Source organism: Streptomyces antioxidans, from assembly GCF_000968685.2.
Classification (GTDB): Bacteria; Actinomycetota; Actinomycetes; order Streptomycetales; family Streptomycetaceae; genus Streptomyces; species Streptomyces antioxidans.
This window is the reverse complement of record NZ_LAKD02000049.1, coordinates 117763-141961: the sequence shown is the minus strand read 5'-3', so window position 1 is coordinate 141961 and position 24199 is coordinate 117763. Positions and strand designations below refer to the sequence as shown.

General features: G+C 71.8%; 21 protein-coding genes. 4 read left to right on the top strand and 17 right to left on the bottom strand.

Annotation, left to right across the window (positions count from 1 at the left end):
- Nucleotides 1–102: 102 nt before the first annotated feature.
- From VT50_RS20005 to leuA, 3 genes are all read right to left on the bottom strand, one after another.
- The gene (locus VT50_RS20005; RefSeq protein WP_107424840.1) at nt 103–2298 is read right to left on the bottom strand and encodes an MMPL family transporter; all 2196 of its coding nucleotides are present in this window, start codon (nt 2296–2298) and stop codon (nt 103–105) included.
- 147 nt (nt 2299–2445) lie between these two features.
- Nucleotides 2446–3156, bottom strand: a complete 711-nt coding sequence (locus VT50_RS20000) for a TerB family tellurite resistance protein (RefSeq protein ID WP_046086776.1) — start codon at nt 3154–3156, stop codon at nt 2446–2448.
- A 261-nt stretch (nt 3157–3417) separates the two neighbouring features.
- Entirely contained in the window at nt 3418–5238 is a 1821-nt protein-coding gene (leuA, locus tag VT50_RS19995) for a 2-isopropylmalate synthase (RefSeq protein WP_240529227.1), read from the bottom strand.
- A gap of 335 nt (nt 5239–5573) precedes the next feature.
- Here leuA and VT50_RS19990 point away from each other — a divergent pair, with 335 nt between their 5' ends.
- Both VT50_RS19990 and VT50_RS19985 read left to right on the top strand, forming a co-directional pair.
- Nucleotides 5574–6698 (top strand): M4 family metallopeptidase, encoded by a 1125-nt coding sequence (locus tag VT50_RS19990; RefSeq protein ID WP_240529226.1) that lies wholly within the window; start codon nt 5574–5576, stop codon nt 6696–6698.
- 27 nt (nt 6699–6725) lie between these two features.
- The gene (locus VT50_RS19985) at nt 6726–6992 is read left to right on the top strand and encodes a protealysin inhibitor emfourin (RefSeq protein ID WP_046086777.1); all 267 of its coding nucleotides are present in this window, start codon (nt 6726–6728) and stop codon (nt 6990–6992) included.
- An 18-nt stretch (nt 6993–7010) separates the two neighbouring features.
- On the opposite strand, the gene VT50_RS19980 is transcribed toward VT50_RS19985, so the two are convergent.
- The 14 genes from VT50_RS19980 to hrcA all read right to left on the bottom strand — a co-directional run bounded on the left by VT50_RS19980 (nt 7011) and on the right by hrcA (nt 22267).
- Nucleotides 7011–8024 carry a GTPase Era gene (locus VT50_RS19980; RefSeq protein WP_107424839.1) on the bottom strand — a complete coding sequence of 338 codons (1014 nt, stop codon included), beginning with the start codon at nt 8022–8024 and terminating at the stop codon, nt 7011–7013.
- A gap of 93 nt (nt 8025–8117) precedes the next feature.
- Nucleotides 8118–8468 (bottom strand): cytidine deaminase, encoded by a 351-nt coding sequence (locus tag VT50_RS19975; RefSeq protein ID WP_046086806.1) that lies wholly within the window; start codon nt 8466–8468, stop codon nt 8118–8120.
- Nucleotides 8469–8671: 203 nt separating this feature from the next.
- Nucleotides 8672–11071, bottom strand: coding sequence for a beta strand repeat-containing protein (locus tag VT50_RS19970; protein WP_046086779.1), 2400 nt, complete (start codon nt 11069–11071; stop codon nt 8672–8674).
- A gap of 417 nt (nt 11072–11488) precedes the next feature.
- Entirely contained in the window at nt 11489–12799 is a 1311-nt protein-coding gene (locus tag VT50_RS19965; protein WP_046086780.1) for a hemolysin family protein, read from the bottom strand.
- On the bottom strand, nt 12796–13293 hold the full coding sequence (ybeY, locus tag VT50_RS19960; RefSeq protein WP_046086781.1) for an rRNA maturation RNase YbeY: 498 nt from the start codon (nt 13291–13293) through the stop codon (nt 12796–12798). Before ybeY ends, VT50_RS19965 begins: the two co-directional genes overlap by 4 nt.
- Before the next feature lie 12 nt (nt 13294–13305).
- Entirely contained in the window at nt 13306–14310 is a 1005-nt protein-coding gene (locus VT50_RS19955; RefSeq protein WP_046086782.1) for a PhoH family protein, read from the bottom strand.
- A gap of 196 nt (nt 14311–14506) precedes the next feature.
- A complete protein-coding gene (locus VT50_RS19950) occupies nt 14507–15619 on the bottom strand; it encodes a carbohydrate kinase family protein (RefSeq protein WP_046086783.1) in 1113 nt (370 codons plus the stop codon).
- Between the two features lie 161 nt (nt 15620–15780).
- Nucleotides 15781–16701 (bottom strand): ribonuclease Z, encoded by a 921-nt coding sequence (locus tag VT50_RS19945; RefSeq protein ID WP_046086784.1) that lies wholly within the window; start codon nt 16699–16701, stop codon nt 15781–15783.
- Between the two features lie 3 nt (nt 16702–16704).
- Complete coding sequence (locus VT50_RS19940; RefSeq protein WP_046086785.1) at nt 16705–17064, bottom strand: histidine triad nucleotide-binding protein; 360 nt, start codon at nt 17062–17064, stop codon at nt 16705–16707.
- 77 nt (nt 17065–17141) lie between these two features.
- Entirely contained in the window at nt 17142–17837 is a 696-nt protein-coding gene (locus VT50_RS39325; protein WP_158083215.1) for a hypothetical protein, read from the bottom strand.
- Nucleotides 17838–18098: 261 nt separating this feature from the next.
- Nucleotides 18099–18842 (bottom strand): 16S rRNA (uracil(1498)-N(3))-methyltransferase, encoded by a 744-nt coding sequence (locus VT50_RS19930; RefSeq protein ID WP_046086786.1) that lies wholly within the window; start codon nt 18840–18842, stop codon nt 18099–18101.
- Complete coding sequence (locus VT50_RS19925; protein ID WP_046086787.1) at nt 18839–19930, bottom strand: nitronate monooxygenase; 1092 nt, start codon at nt 19928–19930, stop codon at nt 18839–18841. Before VT50_RS19925 ends, VT50_RS19930 begins: the two co-directional genes overlap by 4 nt.
- 186 nt (nt 19931–20116) lie before the next feature.
- A complete protein-coding gene (gene dnaJ / locus VT50_RS19920) occupies nt 20117–21250 on the bottom strand; it encodes a molecular chaperone DnaJ (protein ID WP_046086788.1) in 1134 nt (377 codons plus the stop codon).
- On the bottom strand, nt 21251–22267 hold the full coding sequence (gene hrcA, locus VT50_RS19915; protein ID WP_046086808.1) for a heat-inducible transcriptional repressor HrcA: 1017 nt from the start codon (nt 22265–22267) through the stop codon (nt 21251–21253).
- 165 nt (nt 22268–22432) lie between these two features.
- On the opposite strand from hrcA, the gene VT50_RS19910 reads away from it, so the two are divergent.
- Complete coding sequence (locus tag VT50_RS19910; protein ID WP_046086789.1) at nt 22433–23155, top strand: MBL fold metallo-hydrolase; 723 nt, start codon at nt 22433–22435, stop codon at nt 23153–23155.
- A gap of 118 nt (nt 23156–23273) precedes the next feature.
- A complete protein-coding gene (locus tag VT50_RS19905; RefSeq protein WP_046086790.1) occupies nt 23274–24095 on the top strand; it encodes a DUF3097 domain-containing protein in 822 nt (273 codons plus the stop codon).
- The last annotated feature ends 104 nt before the right edge of the window (nt 24096–24199 follow it).

Below are 24199 nucleotides of genomic sequence, written 5' to 3'. Positions count from 1 at the left end.
GGGGCGCCCACAGGGCCGTACGGAGGGAGTCCCGGACCGGCCGTCCCCTGTGCGGCCGGTCCGGGCTGAGAGAGGACGTCAGCCGCCCCGTACGGCCCGGTGTCAGCCGCCCCGTACGGCCGGTTCCGGACGGGACCCGGCGGCGGGTCCGTCCTGGGTGGCCGGAGCCGCCGGGTCGGGCGTACGGCGGAAGAGCGCGCCCGGCCACCACACCCACCGCCTCAGCAGCAGGCTCGCCGACGTCACCAGGTACGTCCGCACGAGGAAGGTGTCGAGCAGCACCCCGACCGCCACCACGAACCCCATCTCGACCAGCATCACCATCGGCAGCGTGGCCAGCACCGCGAAGGTCGCCGCCAGCACCAGACCGGCCGAGGCGATCACCCCGCCCGTCGTGCGCAGCGCGGTCACCGCCGCGTCCGGGACGTCCGCCCCGCGCAACGACTCCTCCCGCATCCGGTGCATCAGGAAGATGCCGTAGTCCACGCCGAGGGCGACCAGGAAGACGAAGGAGAGCAGCGGCAGCCCGGGGTCGACCCCGGCGAAGCCGAAGACCGGGTCGAAGAAGAGCCCGCCGAGCCCCATCGCCGCGCCCCACACCGCGACCACGGCGACGACGAGGACCAGCGGCGCGACGAGGCTGCGCAGCAGGGCGGCGAGGATCAGCAGCACGGCGATCAGCACCAGCGGGATGACCAGCGTCCGGTCGCGGGCACTGGTGTCCTTCAGATCGAGCTGCTGGGCGCTGGGACCGCCGACGAGGGCGTCGGCGCCCCCGACCCGTACCAGACCGGAGCGCAGGGCGTGCAGCGCGGCCGTCTCCTCCGCCGACTGCGGGGCGCCCCGCGGGAAGACGTCGATCTCGGTCCAGCCGCCGCCGCTGCGCCCGGTGTCCGCCCGTACGACCCCCTCCGTGCCGCGCGCCCGCCGCAGCACCTCGTCCGCGCCCGCGGTGCGCGCCATCACACTGATGGGCTGGCTGCTGGCGTCCGGATAGGCATCGGCGAGGGTCTGGGTGGCGGCCACCGACTCGGGCTTGTCGGTGAAGGTGTCCGCCTGCTTGAGGTCGCCCGGCATATTGAGCACCCCGAGGGCGAGGGCACCCAGCAGCGCGGCGCCGCCGAGGAGCACGGCTACCGGCCGGCGGCGGGCCGAGTCGCCCATCGCCTCGAAGAACCCGCGCCGGGTCGCCCGCGGTTCGCTGCCGTAGACGGGGATCAGCGGCCAGAACACCCGCCGCCCCAGCAGCACCAGTACCGCGGGCAACAGCGTCACCATGGCGGCCAGCGCGCAGACGACCCCGACCGCGCCGACCGGGCCAAGTCCGCTGCTGCTGTTGAGGTCGGCGGCGAGCAGGCACAGCAGCCCGGCGGCCACGGTGCCGCTGGAGGCGAGCACGGCCGGACCACAGCCGCGCAGGGCCTCCCGCATCGCGTCGTACGGGGCGCGGTGGCGGCGTAGCTCCTCGCGGTAGCGGGACACGATCAGCAGGGCGTAGTCGGTGCCCGCGCCGAAGACCAGCACCGTCATGATCGAGGAGCTCATGCTGGTGACGGTCAGGTCGAAGCCCTGGACGAGGCCGTAGACGATCGCCATCGCGGCCATGGCGGCGACGCCGACCACCCCCAGCGGCACCAGCCACAGCAGCGGACTGCGATAGGTGATGATCAGCAGCAGGGCCACCACCCCGGCGGTGGCGAACATCAGCGTGCCGTCGGTGGAGGCGAAGACCTCCTGCGAGTCGGCGCTGAGCGCCCCGGGGCCGCCGACCTGGACGGTCAGGCCCTCGGGGTTCCCGGAGCGGGGGGCGAGCCCGGCGCGGACGTCCTTGACCGCGTCGGCGCGCTCCTTCTCGTCCGTCAGGCCGGTGAGCGCCATGGGGTACATCAGGGTCGTGCCGTCCTTGGACGGGACGGCGCGCGGCGCCGTGCCGCCCACGAGGTCATGGCGGGCCGCCACCTCGGCGACCCGCCCACCGGCCGCCTTACGGTCGGCACCGGTCAGCCCGCCGTCGCGGTGGAAGACCAGGACGAGGTCGATGGTGTCGCCGCCGGGCAGCCGCTCCTGGAGCCGGGCGACCTGGGTGGAGTCGGCGCCCGCCGGGAGGTAGTCGACGGCCGTGTCCCGTTTGGCGCCCTCAAGATCGCCCGCGAAGGGGGCGGCGACCAGGAGCAGCAGCACCCAGCCCGCGATGACCGCCCAGGGCAGCGAGCGCCGCCGCTTGCCGCCGCGCCCGGCGGCAGGCGGCGCTTCCGGTTGTTGGGGATCTCCAGCGATCCCTGACGATGTCGTCTGCATGCCCCCAGGCTTCCGGCGCCGGGGGGCCGATGCCTCGCGCGGACGAGGGAAATGGCGGCTACTACGCCGGGGGCGGACCGGGGGTGATTACTCCCCGGGGAGTACGGAGAGCGGACCGGAACCCTCCGCTCAGAACGCCGCCTCTGCTCAGAACGCCGCCCTTGTAGCCGCCAGCAGACGGGCCGTGTCGTCCGGACAGATCATCAGCGCCCGGCCGACCGTTTCCAGGACCGCGCGCTCGGCCGGGCGGTACGGGCCGTCGGCCACGGCGATCCGGGCGCCCTGGAGGAGGATGGCCTCCCGGCCGGTGGGGGCCAGATGCGGGGCCAGCGGCTCCAGGGCCTCGTGCAGCTCGATGGCCAGCGCCGTACCGCACGGGTCCAGGCCGTCACGCTCGCCGCACGCGCCCGGCAGCCGCCCGGTGTCGGCGGCCAGGGCCTCGATGAGCGCGAGCAGCTGCTCTTCGCTGCAGTCGGCGAACCCGGCGGCGCGCACCGCGCCCACCGCGACCTGCCGGACCGCCGTCGCCTCGGTGCCGCCCGCGGCGAGGACCGCGAGTGCCACGGTGTGCACCGCGTCCCGCAGCATCGCGGAGAAGCGCGTCGTGGTCGGGTGGTCGAGCACATCCGTGCCGTAGCGGCTGGCGCAGGCCGCGCATTCCACGATGGGCGCGACCGGACCGCGCGGCAGCACCGGCAGGCCGAGCACCACGATGCGGCGGCGGCCGGTACGGCGGCGGTAGTTGCGGTCACCTCCGCACTCGGGGCAGTAGAACTCACCATCGCCGACGGTCCGCCACAGAGTGCGTACGCCTACCACACACAGGTCCCGGTCACGGCGGGCTCGCCGGTGCACCACGTCACACCTCCATAACGCTTCGGCCACGTTGCCGCGTTGACGTGATGCTAGCCACATCCATGATGTGACGTCAGTACCCCGAACGGAGACAACAGGCCAAACCCGAGGCCCCGCTCACCTCGCGGGGTGAACGGGGCCCATGTGGGTGACCAGGTCAACGGGGTGATGACCCCATCCGATCAGACCGGTGAAAGATCATCTACACATCTGAAGGATTTCGAAGGAATCCGTAAAGATCAAGGAATCCGTAAGGACCGAGGATCACCGGCGAGCCCGGTTCACCGCGGAGACGACCGCCTTCAGGGAGGCGCGCACGATGTTGGCGTCGATCCCGACACCCCACAGCACCTGCCCGTCGATCGCGCACTCGATGTACGCGGCGGCCTGGGACGCGGCGCCCTCGCTCAGGGTGTGCTCGGAGTAGTCCAGCAGCCGTACGTCCACGTCGATCGCGGCCAGGGCGTCGAAGAAGGCCGCCAGCGGGCCGTTGCCGGTGCCGTTCAGCACCGTCTCGGCACCGTCCACGACCGCCTCGACGGTGAGCGCGTCGGTGCCCTCGGTGGTGGTCGAGGTCTGCGCGCTGCGCAGTGAGATGCGGCCCCACCGGTTGTCGTCGGTCGGCAGGTACTCGTCCTGGAAGGTCGCCCAGATCTGCCCAGGGGTGACCTCGCCGCCCTCGGCATCGGTCTTGGCCTGAATCGTCCGGGAGAACTCGATCTGCATCCTGCGCGGCAGGTCCAGGTTGTGGTCGTTCTTCAGGACATAGGCGATGCCGCCCTTGCCCGACTGGGAGTTCACCCGGATCACGGCCTCGTAGGAGCGGCCGACGTCCTTGGGGTCGATGGGCAGGTACGGGACGGCCCACTCGACCTCGTCCACCGTCTTGCCCTGCTCGGCCGCGCTCGCCTCCAGCGCCTCGAACCCCTTCTTGATGGCGTCCTGGTGGGAGCCGGAGAAAGCGGTGTAGACCAGGTCGCCCGCGTAGGGGTGGCGCGGGTGGATCTCCATCTGGTTGCAGTACTCGGCGGTGCGGCGGATCTCGTCGATCTGCGAGAAGTCGATCTGCGGGTCGACGCCCTGGGAGAACAGGTTCATGCCCAGCGTCACCAGGTCCACGTTTCCGGTGCGCTCGCCCTGGCCGAACAGGCAGCCCTCGATGCGATCGGCCCCGGCCATGATCGCCAGCTCGGCGGCGGCGACGGCGGTGCCGCGGTCGTTGTGCGGATGCACCGACAGGCAGATGTGCTCCCGCCGGGACAGCTGGCGTGACATCCACTCGAAGCGGTCCGCGTGGGTGGACGGGGTGGAGCGCTCGACGGTGGCCGGCAGATTCAGGATGATCTCGCGGCCCTCCTCGGGCTGCCAGACGTCCATGACGCCCTCGCAGACCTCCAGCGCGAAGTCCAGCTCGGTGTCCGTGAAGATCTCCGGGCTGTACTGGTAGCCGAAGACCGTGTCATCGCCGAGGATCTTGTCGGCGTACTCCACCACCAGCCGGGTGCCGTCCACCGCGATCTGCTTGACCTGCTCCCGGGTGCCGCGGAAGACGACGCGGCGGAAGGTGGGGGCGGTGGCGTTGTACAGGTGCACGGTGGCCCGGTGCGCCCCGCGCAGCGACTCCACGGTGCGCTCGATCAGCTCCTCGCGCGCCTGGGTGAGGACGGAGATCGTCACGTCCTCCGGGATCGCGCCCTCCTCGATGATCGACCGTACGAAGTCGAAGTCGGTCTGGCCGGAGGAGGGGAAGCCGACCTCGATCTCCTTGTAGCCCATGCGCACCAGCAGGTCGAACATCTCGCGCTTGCGGGCCGGGGACATCGGGTCGATCAGCGCCTGGTTGCCGTCCCGCAGATCGGTGGACAGCCAGCGGGGGGCGACGGTGATGCGGTTGTCAGGCCAGGTGCGGTCCGGGATGTCGACGGCCTCGTACGGGCCGTACTTGTGGATCGGCATCCCCGAGGGGCGCTGGGTGACGGTCGCGGCGGTGATGGGGGTGGGACGGCCGACGGCGTCACCCGGGATCGCGGAGGTCCCGGGGGTCGAGGAGGTCTCGGAATGGCCGGGCGTATCGGAGTGGGTCATGGTGCGCGGGGCTCCTTGGATGGTCCGCTGTCCGCTGGACGGATCCGCCGTCGCGGAGGTCCTGGGGCGGCCGACGGGGCGTGATCAGAGCAACGCCGAACTCCGCGGGGAGGGGGTCGGCCGTTCGACTACAGGCCCTCGCCGCGGCAGCTAAGAAGAAGCAGCCCGAAACGCATGATGGAAAGCAGCCTAACCGAGACGTGTGGGCGAAGCGGACCCGTATCACTATGCGGACCGAAGCATGTGCTTCGGAGGAATACACATCTTCCACTCGATTTCAGCAATCATGACCGCAAGGCGTGACACAGCCATCACGCGGTGCGACATTGCCAGCCATGGACGCCAACGCCAACGCCCGCCCTGTCCGCCGTGCCCGCCCCGCCCACGGGCACCGCCACACCGCCTTCTGCACGATCGTGCCGCCGCACGTCCTGGACAAGCTGTCCCATGCCGAGGACGCGTCGCTGGCCGATCCCGCCCGCCGCACACTGGAGCACGACGCCTTCCAGCGCACCCGCCGCCGCATCACCACCGTGCGCGGCATCCCGGCCGCGCGGGCGGCCGCCCCCTCCGACAAGCCCCAGCGCACCATCTGCGACGCCCAGCACAAGACCTCGCTGCCGGGCAGGAAGACCCGCGGCGAGGGCGACCAGGCGGGCGGGGACGACTCGGTGAACCGCGCGTACGACGGGCTCGGCGCGACCTTCGAGCTCTTCTTCAAGGCGTACGGCCGGCGCTCGATCGACGACTCGGGACTGCCGCTGAACGCGAGCGTCCACTACAGCGAGGACTACAACAACGCCTTCTGGGACGGCGAGCAGATGGTCTTCGGCGACGGGGACGGCGAGGTCTTCCAGGACTTCACCATCCCGGTCGACGTGATGGCCCACGAGCTCACCCACGGCGTCACGCAGTACACCGCCAACCTCGAGTACTTCGGCCAGTCCGGGGCGCTCAACGAGTCGCTGTCCGACGTCTTCGGCTCCCTGGTCAAGCAGCACGTGCTCGGCCACGGCGCGGAGGAGGCCGACTGGCTGATCGGCGCGGGGCTGCTGACGGACCGGGTCACCGGGGTCGCCCTGCGCTCGATGAAGGCCCCGGGCACGGCGTACGACGACGATGTGCTGGGCAAGGACCCGCAGCCGGGCACGATGGACGACTACGTCCGCACCTCACGTGACAACGGCGGCGTCCACATCAACTCCGGCATCCCCAACCACGCCTTCTACCTCGCCGCCACCGCCCTGGGCGGCAACGCCTGGGAGCGCGCCGGGCAGATCTGGTACGACGTGCTGACCGGCGGCGATCTGGCCTCCGACGCGGAGTTCGCCGACTTCGCCCAGCTCACGGTGGCCGCGGCGCACGCCCGCTACGGCGAGGGCGAGGAGCAGGCGGCGGTGCGGGAGGCCTGGGCCGGGGTGGGCATCACCGATCTGCGGGCCCACGCGGGCGCGCGCTAGGGCGCGCCATCGGGTAGTGATGGAGCCATGCGCATCTCCGTCACCCGCACCGGCGGTTTCGCCGGTATCGAGCGCCGGGCCGAGCTGGACACCACCGGCCGGCCCGACGCCACCCATCTGGACGCCCTGGCCCACCAGGCCGTCGAGACCGGCCACACCACGGCCCCCCGCGGCGTCCCCGACGGCTTCCAGTACGAGATCTCCATTGACGGCCGCACCGTCCACGCCGCGGATCCCCAGCTGAGCGACGCCCAGCGGGAACTGATCCGTACGGTGTTGAAGGAGGGCGCGTAGCGGCCACGTGGACCGGGCTCAGAACCCCAGCTTCCGCAGCTGCTTCGGGTCGCGCTGCCAGTCCTTGGCGACCTTCACGTGGAGGTCGAGGAAGACCGGCGTGCCGAGCAGCGCCTCGATGTGCTTGCGGGACTTGGTGCCGACGTCCTTGAGGCGGCGGCCCTTGGGGCCGATGATGATGCCCTTCTGGCTGGGCCGCTCGATGTAGAGGTTGGCGTGGATGTCCAGGAGCGGCCGGTCCGCGGGGCGGTCCTCGCGGGGCAGCATCTCCTCCACCACCACCGCGATGGAGTGCGGCAGTTCGTCCCGTACGCCTTCCAGCGCGGCCTCCCTGATCAGCTCGGCCACCATGACCTGCTCGGGCTCATCCGTAAGGTCGCCCTCGGGGTAGAGCGCCGGGCCCTCGGGCAGCAGCGGGACCAGCAGATCCGCCAGCAGTTCGACTTGGCCGGTCCCTCTCCCACCGCCGTCCCGCGCCGAGGGACCGCGTCCGGCCCCTCCTCTTTCCGCGTCCACCGCCGACACCGGGACGATCTCGGCCCATTCGATGCCCAGCTCCTTGCCGAGCCGGTCGACGGCGATCAGTTGCTGGGCCAACTGCTCGGGCTCGACCAGGTCGGTCTTGGTGACGATCGCGACCTTGGGGGTCTTCTTGATCCCCGCGAGCTCGGTGGCGATATAGCGGTCGCCGGGGCCGAGCTTCTGGTCGGCGGGCAGGCAGAAGCCGATGACGTCGACCTCGGCCCAGGTGGTGCGCACCACGTCGTTGAGCCGTTCGCCGAGCAGGGTGCGCGGCTTGTGCAGACCGGGGGTGTCCACGAGCACCAGCTGGGCGTCGGGGCGGTGCACGATGCCGCGGACGGTGTGGCGGGTGGTCTGCGGGCGGTTCGAGGTGATCGCGACCTTCGTCCCCACCAGCGCGTTGGTCAGGGTCGACTTGCCCGCGTTGGGGCGGCCGACGAAGCAGGCGAAGCCCGAGCGGTGCGGGGTGTCCCGCCGCTCGGTCGGGGACGGGGGGGTACCGGCAGTCATGGCCCCCATTCTCCCCGATGCCCCGGCCCGCTCGGACCAGCCGTCCCGGGCCCCGTACGACCGCCGGGGCAGGTGGGCCCGGGGCCGGTCCGGTCAGGCGTCCAGCGTGGCCCTCAGGGCGCCGTCGGGGCCAGCCAGCAGCACCGGGGTCCCGGCCCCGCCGAGGTCACGGACGGCCGCGCGGTCCTCCTCGGACGCGCTCTCCGCATCGGTCACCACGGCGGCGGCCTCCAGGGACGTGGCGCCGCTCGCCACGGCCATGGCGACGGCGGTCCGCAGCGCGCTCAGCTTCAGCGAGTCGAGGGCCACGGTCCCCGCGACATACGTACGCCCCGTCTCGTCGCGGACGGCGGCGCCCTCCGGCACGTCGTTGCGGGCCCGCACGGAGCGGGCCAGCGTGATGATCTTGCGGTCTTCGGGGTCCAACTGCGCTGCTTCGCTCATGCGGATGAGCATATGCGGGGCGTTGACCGGCGGTGACGCCGGTGGGCACCCGGCGGCCCGCGCCGGGCAGCGGTGCGGCGGCCCGGCGCGGGCGATGCGCGGTGGTGCTCAGCTCCTTGCGGGAGGAGCGGGTCTCCTTACGGGAGGAGCGGGGTCTCCTTACGGAAGGAGCGGGGTCTCCTTACGGAAGGAGCGGGGTCTCCTTACGGAAGGAGTGGCGTCGGCTGGAAGGTCAGCGAGGCCGAACCCGACGCCGGGTTGAGGCCCGGGGCGCCCGCGAAGGAGGCGGTGTACGTCGAGGCGGTGACCACCGTCGGCGGGACGGTGACGTTGCTGACCGTCGCCGTGCCACTGGCATTGGTGACCGCGCTGCCCAGCGCGAGCGGCCCCAGGACGGAGTTGGCGACGAACGTGAGGGTCTGGCCGGGGACCGGGTTGCCCGACGCGTCCCGCAGCGTCGCGCTCAGGGTCGGGATGACGAACGTGCCGTTGATCCGCAGCCGGATGGTGGCCGGGGTGGCGGTCACCGTGGTCCCGGCGGGCGCCGCGACCACGACCTGGGTGAGGGGCGGCGAGGTGGAACCGGCGAAGCAGGTGTCGCCGCCGTAGGTGGCGGTGACCGTGTGCGACCCGGCGGTGAGGGCGCTGGTGCTGACCGTGGCCAGCCCCGACGCGTTGAGCGTGCCGGTGAGGGTGGGCCCACCGCTGATCACGAAGGTGACGGTCCCGGTCGGGGTGCCCGTCGCGGGCGGCACCGCGGTCACGGTGGCGGTGAAGGTCACGTTCTGGCCGGAACCCGACGGGTTCGGCGAGGAGATGAGCGTGGTCGTGGTGCTCGCCTGGCCGACGGTGACGGAGCCGGAGGTCGTGGAGCCCGCCACCCCCGCGTCGCCCGCGTACGTCGCCGTCACCGCGTGGGTGCCCGCCGGAATGGCACTGGTCGTCACACACGCCTGACCGGTCGCGTCCAGCGTGCCCGTCAGGGTCGGACCGCCCGCGACCGTGAACGTGACCGTCCCGGTCGGCGTACAGGTCCCCGGCAGGGTCGTGGTCACCTGCGCGCACAGGGTGATCGTCTCGCCGCACGACGGCGCGCCGGGCGTGATGTTCAGGGAGGTGGTCGAGGACGCCTGGTTCACCGTGGCGATCGCGGTCCCCGTCGATCCCATGACACCCCCGTCGCCCGCGTAGGTGGCGGTCACGGTGTGGGAGCCGACCGGGATGGCGCTGGTGGTCACGCACGCCTGACCGGTCGCGTCCAGCGTGGCCGTCAGGGTCGGACCACCAGTGATCACGAACGTCACCGTGCCCGTGGGCGTACAGGTACTCGGCGCCACCGCCGCCACCTGGGCACAGATGGTGACCGACTCACCGCAGACGGACGGGGTGGGCAGGACGCTCACCGAGGTGGTCGAGGCGCCCTGGCCCACGGTGATCGACGCGGTGCCGGTGGAGCTCTCGACGTCCGTGCTGCCCCCGTAGGTGGCGGTCACGGTGTACGACCCCGCGGTCAGGTCGCTGGTGGTCACACACGCCTGGCCGGTCGCGTCCAGCGTGGCCGTCAGGGTCGGACCACCAGTGATCACGAACGTCACCGTGCCCGTGGGCGTACAGGTACTCGGCGCCACCGCCGCCACCTGGGCACAGATGGTGACCGACTCACCGCAGGTCGGCGAGGCCGGGGACGCCGATACCGTCGTCGTCGAGGCCCCCGCGCCGACCGTGACCGATCCGGTGTCGGTCGAACCCGAGATGTCCCCGTCGCCGTTGTAGGTGGCCGTCACGGCGTATGTCCCCACCGGGATGCCACTGGTCGTCACGCACGCCTGACCGGTGGCGTCCAGGGTGCCCGTGAGCGTCGGGCCACCGGCGACGGTGAACGTCACCGTGCCGGTCGGGGTGCAGGTGCCGGGCGCGACGACCGCCACCTGGGCGCACAGGGTCACCGTCTCGCCGCAGACCGGTGCGGCCGGGGAGACGCTGAGGGTCGTGGTGGAGTCCGCGGGGTTGACGGTGAGCGGCGTCAAGGGCGAGTTGGACGGGGCGAAGTCGGTGTCGCCGTTGTAGAAGGCGGCGACTTGGTGGCTGCCGACGCTCAGGGCGGAAACGGTGACGGAGGCCTCCCCGGACGCGTCGAGGGTCCCGGTGACCGTGGGCCCGTCCGCGCTGATGATGAAGGTGACCGTACCGGTGGGGGTGCCGCCGCCCGGGGGTGCCGCCGCCACACTGGCCGTCAGGGTCACGGTCTCGCCGCAGACGGGCGCGGGCGGGACGAAGGTGACGGTGGTGGTGGTCGCCGACTGGTTGACCTGCTGAATGGTCGTCCCGGACGAATTGTCCAGGGGATCGGTGGAGTTGACGAAGTTCGCCGTGACCAGGTGGGAGCCGACGGCGAGGGTGGAGTCGGTCACGCTGGCCGTGCCGGAGTCGACCCCGGTGGGGGTGAGCGTCACGGGGCCGAGGGTCGGGCCCCCGGCGATGACGAAGGTCACGTCGCCGAACGGAGCCGACCCGGCGGTGATGCCGGTGACGGTGGCGGTGTAGGTGACGGATTGACCGAAGACGGAGGGATTCGGCGTGGAGGTCACCAGGGTGGTGGACATGGAAGCGGCCGCCCTTTCCTGAGCTCAGGGGGATGAGCCGCCCGGCTCCGCGCGGCGCATGCCGCGCGGAGCCTTGGCCTCTGTGCGGGGGTGCCCATACGGCCGACCCGTCTACGTCAAAGCAGACAGGCCGGCTGTCCCCCGACAGAGGTATGGGCGACCCACCAGTCGGTATCTGCAAGTAAGCGGGCGCCTACGCCAGATGAGCCAGGGAGCGGACGGCTATTCCACCCAGATGGCGCAGCGCGGACCGCGCGTTGCCGGTGCGCTGGCGCGAGGGACCGCCTACGTACGGGCGGGTGCCGCGCCCCGGCGCATCCGGCGGGAGCGCGGAAGGTGGGCCGGGGCGCGGCGGAGCAGCAGTGCGGCCCCGCCCACGGGTCGTGGGCGGGGCCGCGGCACGGCGTGCGCGGGGGCCTACTCCGGCTCGGCCGCCGCGGTTTCACGGACCGGCTCGACCAGCACCGTGACGATGCGGTTGCGGCGGCCCGCCGGGGACTCGGCGGTCAGCCGCAGCGCCTTGAGCGCGGGGTCCACCCCGCCCTCGGGGACGTCCACCTCGGTCTTGGCGCCCGCGATCGGCACCCGGCCCAGCGCCTTGGCGAGCAGCCCGCCCACCGTCTCGACGTCCTCGTCCTCCAGATGGGTGCCGTACAGCTCCCCGAGGTCACCCAGGGCGAGCCGGGCGGTCACCCGGTGGGTGCCGTCGCCGAGGTCCTCGACGGGCGGCAGCTCGCGGTCGTACTCGTCGGTGATCTCGCCGACGATCTCCTCGAGGATGTCCTCGATGGTGACGATCCCGGCCGTGCCGCCGTACTCGTCGATCACCACCGCCACGTGATTGCGCTCCTGCTGCATCTCGCGCAGCAGATCGCCCGCGTTCTTGGTGTCCGGGACGAAGGCGGCGGGCCGCATCGCGGTGGAGACCAGCTCGGCCTCGGCCTCGCGGTTGATGTGCGTCTTGCGGACCAGGTCCTTGAGGTAGACGATCCCGACGATGTCGTCCTCGTTCTCGCCGGTGACCGGGATCCGGGAGAAGCCGGAGCGCAGCGCGAGGGTGAGGGCCTGCCGGATGGTCTTGAAGCGCTCGATGACCACGAGGTCGGTGCGCGGCACCATCACCTCGCGCACCAGGGTGTCGCCGAGCTCGAAGACGGAGTGGACCATGCGCCGCTCCTCGTCCTCGATCAGCGACTCCTGCTCGGCGAGGTCCACCAGGGCGCGCAGCTCGGCCTCGGAGGCGAACGGGCCCTTACGGAAGCCCTTGCCCGGCGTGAGCGCGTTACCGAGGAGGATCAGCAGCGGGGGGATGGGGCCCATGACCCGGGCCAGCGGGATCAGCACATAGGCGGCGACGGTCGCGGTGTTGAGCGGATGCTGGGCGCCGATGGTGCGCGGGGAGACGCCGACGGCCACGTACGACACCAGGACCATCACGCCGATCGCGACGGTCAGCGCCTTCCAGGTCTCGGGGAACTCGCGCAGACTCGCGAACGTCACGACCGCGCCCGCGGCGACCTCGCAGGCGACCCGGACCAGCAGGGCCACATTGAGATAGCGGGTGGGGTCCTCGGCGACGAGCATCAGCTTGGCACTGCCCCGGCGCCCGGAGCGCACGGCCTCCTCGGCGCGGAACCGGGTGGTGCGGGCCAGACCGGCCTCCGCACAGGCCGCCAGCCAGGCCACCACGACCAGCAGGACGGCCGCGGTGACGAGCTGTGCGCTCATCGGACGGTGGGGGCCGGGGAGGGGCCGGTGACGCCCTGCTCCGCGCGCCAGCCGTCGACGATGGCCGCCTGGAGGCCGAACATCTCGGCCCGCTCGTCCGCCTCCTCGTGGTCATAGCCGAGGAGGTGGAGGACGCCGTGGACGGTGAGGAGCTGGAGCTCCTCGTCCATGGAGTGCCCGGTCGGCGCCTCCTCCCCCTGCTTCCTGGCCACTTCGGGGCAGAGCACGATGTCCCCCAGGAGGCCCTGCGGGGGCTCCTCGTCGTCCTTGACCGGCGGGCGCAGCTCGTCCATCGGGAAGGACATGACATCGGTCGGACCCGGCAGATCCATCCACTGGATGTGCAGCTGCTCCATGGCGTCGGCGTCGACGACGATCACCGAGAGCTCGGAGAGCGGGTGGATACGCATCCGGGCGAGCGCGTAGCGGGCGATGTCCAGCACCGCCCGCTCGTCGATATCGATACCGGATTCGTTGTTGACGTCGATCGCCATGGGGGTTCGTGGTTACTTTCCGTTGCGACTGTCGTACTGGTCGTATGCGTCGACGATCCGGCCGACCAGCCTGTGACGGACCACGTCGGTGCTGGTGAGCATGGAGAAGTGCACGTCCTCGACACCGTCCAGGATCTCCCGCACCTGACGCAGACCGCTCTTGGTCCCGCCGGGGAGGTCGACCTGGGTGATGTCGCCCGTGATCACTATCTTGGAGTCGAAGCCGAGCCGGGTGAGGAACATCTTCATCTGCTCGGGGTTCGTGTTCTGGGCCTCGTCGAGGATGATGAACGCGTCATTGAGCGTACGGCCACGCATATACGCCAGCGGCGCGACCTCGATCGTGCCCGCGGCCATCAGGCGCGGGATGGAGTCGGGGTCGAGCATGTCGTGCAGCGCGTCGTAGAGCGGCCGCAGATACGGGTCGATCTTCTCGTAGAGGGTGCCGGGCAGGAAGCCGAGCCGCTCCCCCGCCTCGACCGCGGGGCGGGTCAGGATGATCCGGTTGACCTGCTTGGACTGCAGCGCCTGAACCGCCTTGGCCATGGCGAGATAGGTCTTGCCGGTGCCCGCGGGGCCGATGCCGAAGACGACCGTGTGCTTGTCGATGGCGTCGACATAGCGCTTCTGGTTGAGCGTCTTGGGGCGGATGGTGCGGCCACGGTTGGAGAGGATGTTCTGGGTAAGCACCTCGGCGGGCGTCTCCTGCTCCCCGCCCTCGCCGTTCTCGGCCGCGCGCAGCATGGAGATCGAGCGCTCCACCGCATCCTCCGTCATCGGTTGACCGGTGCGGAGCACCAGCATCATCTCATCGAACAGACGCTGGACCAGGGCTACTTCCTTCGGGTCCCCGGTGGCGCTGACTTCGTTGCCCCGCACGTGGATATCGGTCGCCGGGAACGCGTTCTCGATCACACGCAGCAGCGCGTCACCGGATCCCAGGACCATGACCATGGGGTGCTTGTTCGGGACCGTGAACTGCGCATGCGCCTGCGGTGCTGTGGTTGGTTGCGTCATGGGCCGGCTCTCTGGCCTGCTCCTACCTCCCGGTACAAGGGTTCTCGCCGCTCGACAACCTTGGGTTCCAAGGGTACGACGGAGCACCGACAACACCCGAGCCCTTTTACTCCTATCCACTCATCACCCCGCTCATCCGGGGCCTCCCGCGTCCCGCGCGATGCCCGCCCCGCACTACGCATGGCCCGCGACCGCGCTACGCATGGCGGAAACCGATCGTCGGGACGGCCCGGCGCAGCGGCCAGGGGCGGGCGGCGGCCGGGAGCAGCCGGTCGAGGAAGGCATAGCGGCGCAGCGCGCGGGCGGGCTGGTCGTCGTAGGCGCGGGCGTGCTGCCACCAGGCGGCGATCTCGACCCAGCCGGGCGCCGACAGCGAGCCGCCGAACTCCTGCACCGACAGCGCGGCGGTCAGCCCGGCGAAGGCCAGCCGGTCGGCGAGCGGCCACCCGGCGAGCGTGCCGGTGACGAACCCGGCGACGAACACGTCCCCGGCCCCGGTCGGGTCCAGGGCCTCCACGGAGATCGCGGGCACCTCGGCGGTCTCGCCGGTGCGGCCGTCGACCGCGTACGCCCCCTCGGAGCCGAGCGTGACGACGGCCAGCGGGACCAGGTCGGCCAGGGCCCGGGCGGCGGCGCGCGGGCAGTCGGCGCGGGTGTAGCGCATCGCCTCCTCGGCGTTCGGCAGGAACGCCTCGCAGTGCTCCAGCTCGGCGAGGTCGGCCGGGTCCCAGCGGCCGGTGTCGTCCCAGCCGACGTCCGCGAAGACCTTGCTGCCGCGGCGGGCGGCCTCGGCGACCCACTCCTGGCCGCGGCCGGGCACCAGGGAGGCCACGGCGGCGCGGGCCGGGGGCGGGCAGCTTGGTGCGGGCTCCTCTGGCGGCGGGGCCTCATGGCCGTGGGAGACCATGGTCCGCTCGCCCTCGTAGGCCATGGAGACGGTCACCGGGGAGTGCCAGCCGGGGATCGTGCGGGACAGTGAGAGATCGATGCCCTCGCCGTGGTCCAGGGCGTCCCGGCAGTAGTCCCCGTAGTGGTCGTCGCCGAAGGCGGCGGCGAGCGAGGTGTGCAGGCCGAGCCGGGCCAGGGCGGTGGCCATGTTGGCGACGCCGCCGGGGCTCGAGCCCATACCGCGGGCCCAGGACTCGGTGCCGCGGACCGGGGCGCTGTCGAGACCGGTGAAGATGATGTCCAGGAAGACGGTGCCGGTGAGATAGACGTCGCAGTCCGCGTCGCCGGGGCGGCGCACGTCCGCGAGCGGGTCGAGCAGGTGGTAGCCCGCCGTGAGCTTGTCCGCGTCGTGTGTCGTCACCGCGCTCTCCCAGGTCTTGCAGGTCTTGCAGGTCTTGCAGGTCCGCCTCCGCCCTCGGATACGGATGCGGCCAGTGTGCACGATGGCACCGACAGTGGGTCCGGGGTCGGCCCCCCGTCACCCTCGGCGGTGATCGGCCCCGGGCCCCCGCAGGGGCGTCCTCAGCGCCGTTTGGGCAGCGCCACCGTCATCAGGTCCTGGGCGACCGTGAGCTCCCCGTCGAACCCCGCGTCCCGCGCCTGGCGCTCGAACTCGGAGGGGTCGCCGTAGCGCTGCGAGAAGTGCGTCAGCACCAGATGCCGCACCCCGGCCCCGGCGGCGAGCCGGGCGGCCTGCCCGGCGGTCAGATGCCCGTACTCGACGGCCAGGGCCTCGTCCTCGTCGAGGAAGGTCGACTCGATGACCAGCAGATCGCACCCCTGGGCCAGCGCGTCGGCGCCGTCGCACAGCCGGGTGTCCATGATGAACCCGAAGCGCTGCCCCCGGCGCACCTCGCTGACCTCCTCGAGCGCCACCGTGCGGCCCTCGGTCTCCAGCACCCGCTCCCGCTGGAGCCTGCCGATCTCCGGGCCGCGGACGCCGAGCGCGGCGAGCCGTTCGGGCAGCATCCTGCGGCCGTCCGGTTCGATCAGGCGATAGCCGTAGGACTCGACGGGGTGCGAGAGCCTGGCCGCCTCCAGCGTGTACGCGGGGGTGCGGGCCAGCACCGCGGCGTCACCGGCGACCGGCTCCTCGGTCAGCGCCACCGTCTCGCGGTAGGCGGTCGCGTAGCGCAGCCGCTCGAAGAACCGCTGTCCGCTCGCCGGGTAGTGGGCGGTCACCCGGTGCGGCACCCGGTCGAGGTTGATCCGCTGGATCACCCCGGCGAGACCCAGGGAGTGGTCCCCGTGGAAGTGGGTGACACAGATCCGGTCGATGTCATGGGCGGCGACCCCGGCCCTCAGCATCTGGCGCTGGGTGCCCTCGCCGGGGTCGAACAGCAGGCCCTCGCCGTCCCAGCGCAGCAGATAGCCGTTGTGGTTGCGGTGCCGGGTCGGCACCTGGCTCGCGGTGCCGAGGACGATCAGTTCCCGCGCGGACAAGGGTTATCCGGGGGGCCAGTTGAGCCCGCGGCCGCCCAGGACGTGGGCATGCGCGTGGAAGACGGTCTGACCGGCGCCGGAGCCGGTGTTGAACACCACGCGGTAGCCCGTCTCGTCCAGCTTCTCCTCCGCCGCGACCGAGCCCGCCTCGCGCAGCACATCCGCGGTGGCCCGCGGGTCGGCCGCCGCGAGGGAGGCGGCGTCCGGGTAGTGCGCCTTGGGGATCACCAGGACGTGGGTGGGCGCCTGGGGGTTTATGTCGCGGAAGGCGACGGTGGTGTCCGTCTCACGGACGACGGTGGCCGGCACCTCCCCCGACACAATCTTGCAGAACAGGCAGTCGGCCTGCGGTTCTCCCGCCACCGGTGGCTCCTCACGGATCGTCGGCACGTACGGTCCGGATGGTACCGGGAGGGCCTGCCCACGGAAGCGATGGCGGGCTATTCGCTGTGGCCGCCGCCCCCGGTGCCGCCCTTACCGTCGTTACCGGCGCCGTCGTCGGCACCGACCTGATCGGCACCGACCTGATCGGCACCGACCTGATCGGCGCCGCCCTGGTCGGCGCCGCCCCCGGTGGTCGGATGCTCCTGGGGGTGGCCGCGGGTCGGCTCGGGGGGCTCCGTGGTCCGGTGCTCCCAAGGGCGGCTATGGGTCGGCTCGGGGGCCTCGGTCGTACGGTGCTCCCAGGGGTGGCCGCGGGTCGGTTCAGGGGCCTGCGTGGTCCGGTGCTCCCAAGGGCGGCTGCGGGTCGGCCGGGGGCTCCCGGAGTCCGGGCCGCCGCCCTGGCACTCCCCGATCACCGTCGCCTCGAAGACCTTCCGGCCGTCCACCTGGCCGGTCAAGTCGCCCCGGACGCAGTGGTCCTCCCGGACGTAGGTGACCCGGCCCCTGACCCTGACGTCCCTGTCATTGTCGGTCCTGCCGTGGCAGTCCACCCGTGCGTCGGTCTCCCCGGCCCGCTCGCTCCGCGAGGGCGAAGCGGCACCCGCCGTACGGCCGTGCTTGAACTCGGCGTTGCAGCTCATCCAGCGGACGCCGACACCGCCCCGCTCCAGCGCCTCGGTGGCGACCTGGTCCGTGGTGATCGCGACCGTCACGGAGCTGATGCCGCCGCCCGTCGGCTCACATGCCGTCACGGCGACCGCCGCGGCGCCGACGACCGCGAGGGCGAGAAGCGCCCGCCCCCGCCGTGTCCGTCCCGTCTGGTGTGCCCGTCGTGCCTGCCGTGCCCGCCATGTCCGCCATATCCGCCTTGCCTGGCTCCATACCCCCATAGCGGGTAGGTTCCCATCGGCCGGCGCGAACCGGAAGGCCGTCCTCGGCCAGCTGCGGACATACCCGGCGGGGCCCCCGGCGAGGACCCGAGGAGTCCCCGGAGGAGTCCCCGGAAGGGCCTTTCACCCCCAGCGGCCGGTGCGGCCGAGCAGTAGCGCGGTGGCCGCCGTTCCCGCCGTGGAGGTGCGCAGCACGCTCGGGCCCAGCAGGTACGGCCGCGCGCCCGCCTCGGCGAAGGCCGCCAACTCCTCGGGGGACACACTCCCTTCGGGCCCGATGACCAGCACGATCTCGCCACTAGCGGGCAGTTGGGCCGTCGCGAGCGGTTCCCCGCCCTGCTCGTGGAGCACGGCAGCGAACGCGGCTCCGGCGAGCAGCCCGGCGACCTGCCGGGTCGTCATCAGGTCCGTGACCTCGGGGAAGGTCAGCCGACGTGACTGCTTGCCCGCCTCGCGGGCGGCCGACCGCCATTTGCCGAGCGCCTTAAGGCCGCGCTCGCCCTTCCACTGGGTGATGCAGCGGGCGGCCGACCACGGCACGACGGCGTCCACGCCGGTCTCCGTCATGGTCTCCACCGCCAGCTCGCCCCGGTCGCCCTTGGGCAGCGCCTGGACGACGGTGATCCTCGGGTCCGGGGCGGTCTCCCGGCGCACCTCGTCCACCGCGACCTCCAGCCGGTCCTTGCCCTCGACGGCCGTCACGGTGCCCTGGACGCCCGTACCGTGACCGTCCGTCAGCACCACGGGCTCACCGATGCGCAGCCGCCTTACGGACACCGCGTGGCGCCCCTCGGGGCCCTCCAGCAGGACCCGGGCTCCCGCGGCCGCCCCCGCCAGGGATTCGGCGACGAACACCGGGGCGGTCACGACACCACGCCCCGCTGACGCTGGAAGCCCAACGCGGCCCGTGTCGCGTCGAGTTCCACCGCGAGCGTCTCCACCAGCCGCCCGGCGGGCAGGTCACGCGCCAGCCGGTGGCCCTGCCCCGCCCACAGCGCCATCCCCTGGGGGTCGCCCGCCTTGGCGGCCGCCTTACGGAGGCCGGATGTCATGTGGTGCAGCTGGGGATAGGCGGCGGGCGCGTACGGCGCGTGCTCGCGCATGAAGCGGTTGACCAGGCCCCGGGCCGGGCGCCCGGAGAAGGCGCGGGTCAGCTCGGTGCGGCCGAACAGCGGATCCGTCATCGCCTGCTTATGCAGGGCGTTCGCCCCGGACTCGGGGCACACCAGGAACGCGGTGCCCAACTGGGCCGCGGCCGCGCCCGCGGCCAGCGCGGCGGCGATCTGCGAACCGCGCATGATCCCGCCCGCCGCGATGATCGGGATCTGGACGTACTCACGGACCAGCGTGATCAGCGACAGCAGCCCGAGCCCGACGCCCATCCCGTCCGCGGCCGGGTCATTGCTGTACGTGCCCTGGTGGCCGCCCGCCTCCACGCCCTGCACACAGACCGCGTCGGCGCCCGCCCACTGGGCGGTCTGTGCCTCGACGGGCGAGGTCACGGTGACGACCGTACGGGTGCCGACTTTGGCGAGCGCGTCGAGGACGGCACGGGTCGGGCAGCCGAAGGTGAACGAGACGACCGGAACGGGGTTGTCGAGGAGCACGGCGAGCTTGGCGTCGTACGCGTCGTCCGAGCCCGACTCCGGGTCGCCCAGCGAGGTCTCGTACCAGGCCGCCTCGCCCATGAGCCGTTCGCCGTAGGCGGCGACGGCGGCCGGGTCCGGATTGGGCGGCTGCGGCATGAACAGATTGACGCCGTAAGGCTGGTCGGTCAGCCCCCGCAGCTGTTTGATCTCCTGGTACATGGCCTCCGGCGTCTTGTAGCCGGCGGCGAGGAAACCGAGGCCACCGGCCTCGGAGACAGTGGCGGCGAGCTGCGGGCAGGAGGCTCCACCCGCCATCGGCGCCTGCACGATCGGATACCGGTAAAGATCGGTCAGCGCGGAGGACATGGCCACATCGTGTCATGCCCCCCGCACCGGCTCACCACCGCACCGGCGGCGCCGCCGCGGGCCCCGTACCCCCGGCCGAAGCGCCTACCGCCCGTTGAACGCATCCTTCAACCGCGAGAACAGCCCTTGCTGCCCCGGCTTGCAGCGCCTTCCCGGGGGCAACCCCCGTACCCCCGGCCGAAGCGCCTACCGCCCGTTGAACGCATCCTTCAACCGCGAGAACAGCCCTTGCTGCCCCGGCTTGAATTCGCCGGTCGGGCGCTCCTCGCCGCGCAGCTTGGACAGCCGCCGCAGCAGCTCCTCCTGCTCCGGGTCCAGCTTGGTCGGGGTGGTCACCTCGACGTGCACGATCAGGTCACCCCGGCCGCCGCCCCGCAGATGGGTGATGCCGCGCTGGTGCAGCGGGACCGACTGGCCGGACTGGGTGCCGGGCCGGATGTCGATCTCCTCCAGGCCGTCCAGCGTCTCCAGCGGCACCTTGGTGCCCAGCGCCGCCGCGGTCATCGGGATGGTCACCGTGCAGTGCATATCGTCGCCGCGCCGCTGGAAGACCGGGTGCGGGAGCTCATGGATCTCCACATACAGGTCACCCGCCGGGCCGCCACCCGGCCCGACCTCGCCCTCACCGGCCAGCTGGATCCTGGTGCCGTTGTCCACACCGGCGGGGATCTTCACCGTAAGGGTGCGCCGCGAGCGGATCCGGCCGTCGCCCGCGCACTCCGGGCACGGGGTCGGCACCACGGTGCCGAAGCCCTGGCACTGGGGGCACGGCCGCGAGGTCATGACCTGGCCCAGGAAGGACCGCGTCACCTGGGAGACCTCACCGCGGCCACGGCACATGTCACAGGTCTGCGCCGAGGTACCCGGCGCCGCGCCCTCGCCGCTGCACGTCGTGCAGACGACCGCGGTGTCGACCTGGATGTCCTTGGTGGTCCCGAACGCGGCCTCGCTGAGCTCCACGTCCAGCCGGATCATCGCGTCCTGACCGCGCCGGGTCCTGGAGCGCGGACCGCGCTGCGAGGCGGTGCCGAAGAACGCGTCCATGATGTCGGAGAAGTTGCCGAAACCCGCGCCGAAGCCGCCGGCGCCACCGCCGCCCGGCCCGGCGTTCGGGTCCCCGCCCAGGTCGTAGACCTGCTTCTTCTGCGGGTCCGACAGGACCTCATAAGCGGCGTTGATCTCCTTGAACCGCTCCTGGGTCTTCGGGTCCGGGTTCACATCCGGATGCAGCTCGCGGGCGAGCCGCCGGAATGCCTTCTTGATCTGGTCCTGCGAGGCATCACGGGGCACGCCCAGGACTGCGTAGTAGTCCGTCGCCACTTACGACTCCGCCAGGATCTGTCCGACGTAACGTGCCACTGCGCGTACCGCTCCCATCGTTCCGGGGTAGTCCATGCGGGTCGGTCCGACCACGCCGAGTTTGGCGACCGCCTCGTCGCCGGAACCGTAGCCGACCGCGACGACCGAGGTGGCGTTCAGCCCCTCGTGAGCATTCTCATGCCCAATCCGCACGGTCATACCCGAGTCCTTGGCCTCGCCCAGCAGCTTGAGGAGGACCACATGCTCCTCAAGCGCCTCCAGGACGGGCCGGATCGTCAGGGGGAAATCATGCACGAAACGCGTGAGGTTCGCGGTGCCGCCGATCATCAGCCGCTCCTCGGTCTCCTCCACCAGCGTCTCGAGCAAGGTCGACAGCACGATCGAGACGGTCCCCCGGTCCTCCTGTTCGAAGGACTCCGGAAGATCCTGCACCAACTGCGGCACATCCGCGAAACGCCGCCCCACGACCCGGCTGTTGAGCCGGGCCCGCAGATCGGCGAGCGAATCCTCGGTGACCGGGGTGGGGCAGTCGACCATGCGCTGCTCCACCCGGCCGGTGTCGGTGATCAGCACCAGCATCACCCGGGCCGGGGCCAGCGGCAGCAGCTCCACATGGCGCACCGTCGAACGGGTCAGTGACGGATACTGCACCACCGCCACCTGCCGGGTCAGCTGCGCCAGCAGCCGGACCGTGCGCCCCACCACATCGTCGAGGTCGACCGCACCGTCCAGGAAGTTCTGAATGGCCCGCCGCTCCGGGCTGGACATCGGCTTGACTCCGGCCAGCCTGTCCACGAAGAGGCGATAGCCCTTGTCCGTGGGGATCCGCCCGGCGCTCGTATGCGGCTGGGCGATAAAGCCCTCATCCTCCAGAGCGGCCATGTCGTTACGCACCGTGGCCGGGGAGACCCCCAGCCGGTGCCGCTCGGTGAGCGCCTTGGAGCCGACCGGCTCCTCCGTCCCCACATAGTCCTGGACAATGGCACGCAGCACCTCGAGTCTGCGTTCGCTGAGCACCCCGCGCACCTCCAGTCCAGCGGTCTCATCAGGGTCGTCCGTCTGGCACTCACCAGGCACGAGTGCCAGAGCCCCTCCGCCAGTGTACGGCGGGGTGCGGTGGCAAGGGCAAGAGCCGCCGTTGGCAGCAACTCTCCCCCATCTCCATTGAGCTAGCGTCGCGGTATGGAGACGTGTTGGGAAGAGGCGGGCTGGGAGCGGCTCGCGCCCGGCGTGGCCCGCCGTCGGATGCCGCAGTGGGACGAGACGGTCGGCGTGGTCGTCGGCCGGACCGACATCCTCGTCGTGGACACCGGCGCGACCCTGCGCGCCGGGGCCGGGCTGCGCTCCGGGATCACCCGGCTGACCGGCCGCCGCCCCACCCGGATCGCCCTCACCCATCCGCACTTCGACCACGTCCTGGGCTCCGCCGCCTTCGCGGGCTGCGAGGTCTACGGGGCGATGGGCCTGGACGAGTGGCTGGTCCGGGAGCGGGAGACGCTGCGCGAGGACGCGATCCGCCACGGAGTGGACCGGGACGCCGCCACCGAGGCCGTGGACCACCTGGCCTCACCGCACCACCTGGTCTGCGGGGAGCTCAGCCTCGACCTCGGCGGCCGTACGGCGCTGCTGGCCAATGTGGGGCCCGGCCACACCGCCCACGATCTGGCCGTTCTGGTGCCCGGCCGACCGGAGGTGGTCTTCTGCGGCGATCTGGTGGAGGAGTCCGGCCCGCCCCAGGCCGGGCCCGACGCGATCCCCGGCCACTGGCCCGCCGCCCTCGACCGGCTGCTCGCCCTCGGCGGCGCGGACGCCCGGTACGTGCCGGGGCACGGCTCAGTCGTGGACGCCGCTTTCGTACGGGCCCAACGCGACGAACTGGCCGCCCGCTTCGGCGTGTCCGGCTGACCGCCGCTCTGGCCGTTCGGCTAGTCCTTCGGCTAGTCCTTCGGCTAGTCCTTCGCCCGGTTGTGCGCCTGTGTGCTCCTGCGGAAGCGGGTGGCTTTCGCGCGCTATCGTCATCCGGATGCGACAGTACGACCCGGACCTGACCCCTCCCTGGAAGCGGCAGCGGCCCGCCCCCGAGGTCCCCGCCGAACCGGACCTCGTCGTGGAGGAGGTCACCACCGGATTCTGTGGTGCCGTGATCCGCTGTGAGAAGACCGCCCAGGGTCCGACGGTCACTCTGGAGGACCGCTTCGGCAAACATCGCGTCTTCCCCATGGAGCCGCGCGGCTTTCTGCTCGAAGGACGTGTCGTCACCCTCGTACGCCCGCGTGCGGCGGTCCCCGGCGCGCCCCAGCGCACGGCCTCGGGATCGATCGCCGTTCCGGGCGCGCGTGCGAGGGTCGCCCGCGCGGGGCGCATCTATGTCGAGGGGCGCCATGACGCGGAGCTGGTCGAGCGGGTCTGGGGCGACGACCTGCGCATCGAGGGCGTCGTCGTGGAGTACCTGGAGGGGGTCGACGACCTGCCCGCCATCGTCGACGACTTCGCCCCCGGCCCGGACGCCCGGCTCGGCGTCCTCGTCGACCATCTGGTGACGGGCTCCAAGGAGTCCCGTATCGCCGCACAGGTCACCGGCGAGCATGTGCTGGTCCTCGGCCACCCCTACATCGACATCTGGGAGGCCGTGAAGCCGTCCTCGCTGTCCATCCCGGCCTGGCCGACGGTGCCGCACGGCCAGGACTGGAAGAAGGGCGTCTGCCGCGCCCTGGGCTGGCCGGAGAACACCGGGGCCGCCTGGCAGCGGATCCTGTCCTCGGTCCACTCCTACAAGGACCTCCAGCCGGAGCTCCTGGGCCGGGTGGAGGAGCTGATCGATTTCGTGACGGCCCCACAGGGCTGATGACGTCCGTAAGGGGCTCACGGCTTCCGTAAGGGGCATGCGGCACGGCCGCCGTAACGGCTCCCGCTTACGGGCTGGCGGGCCCTTACCGGCTGACGTGCCCC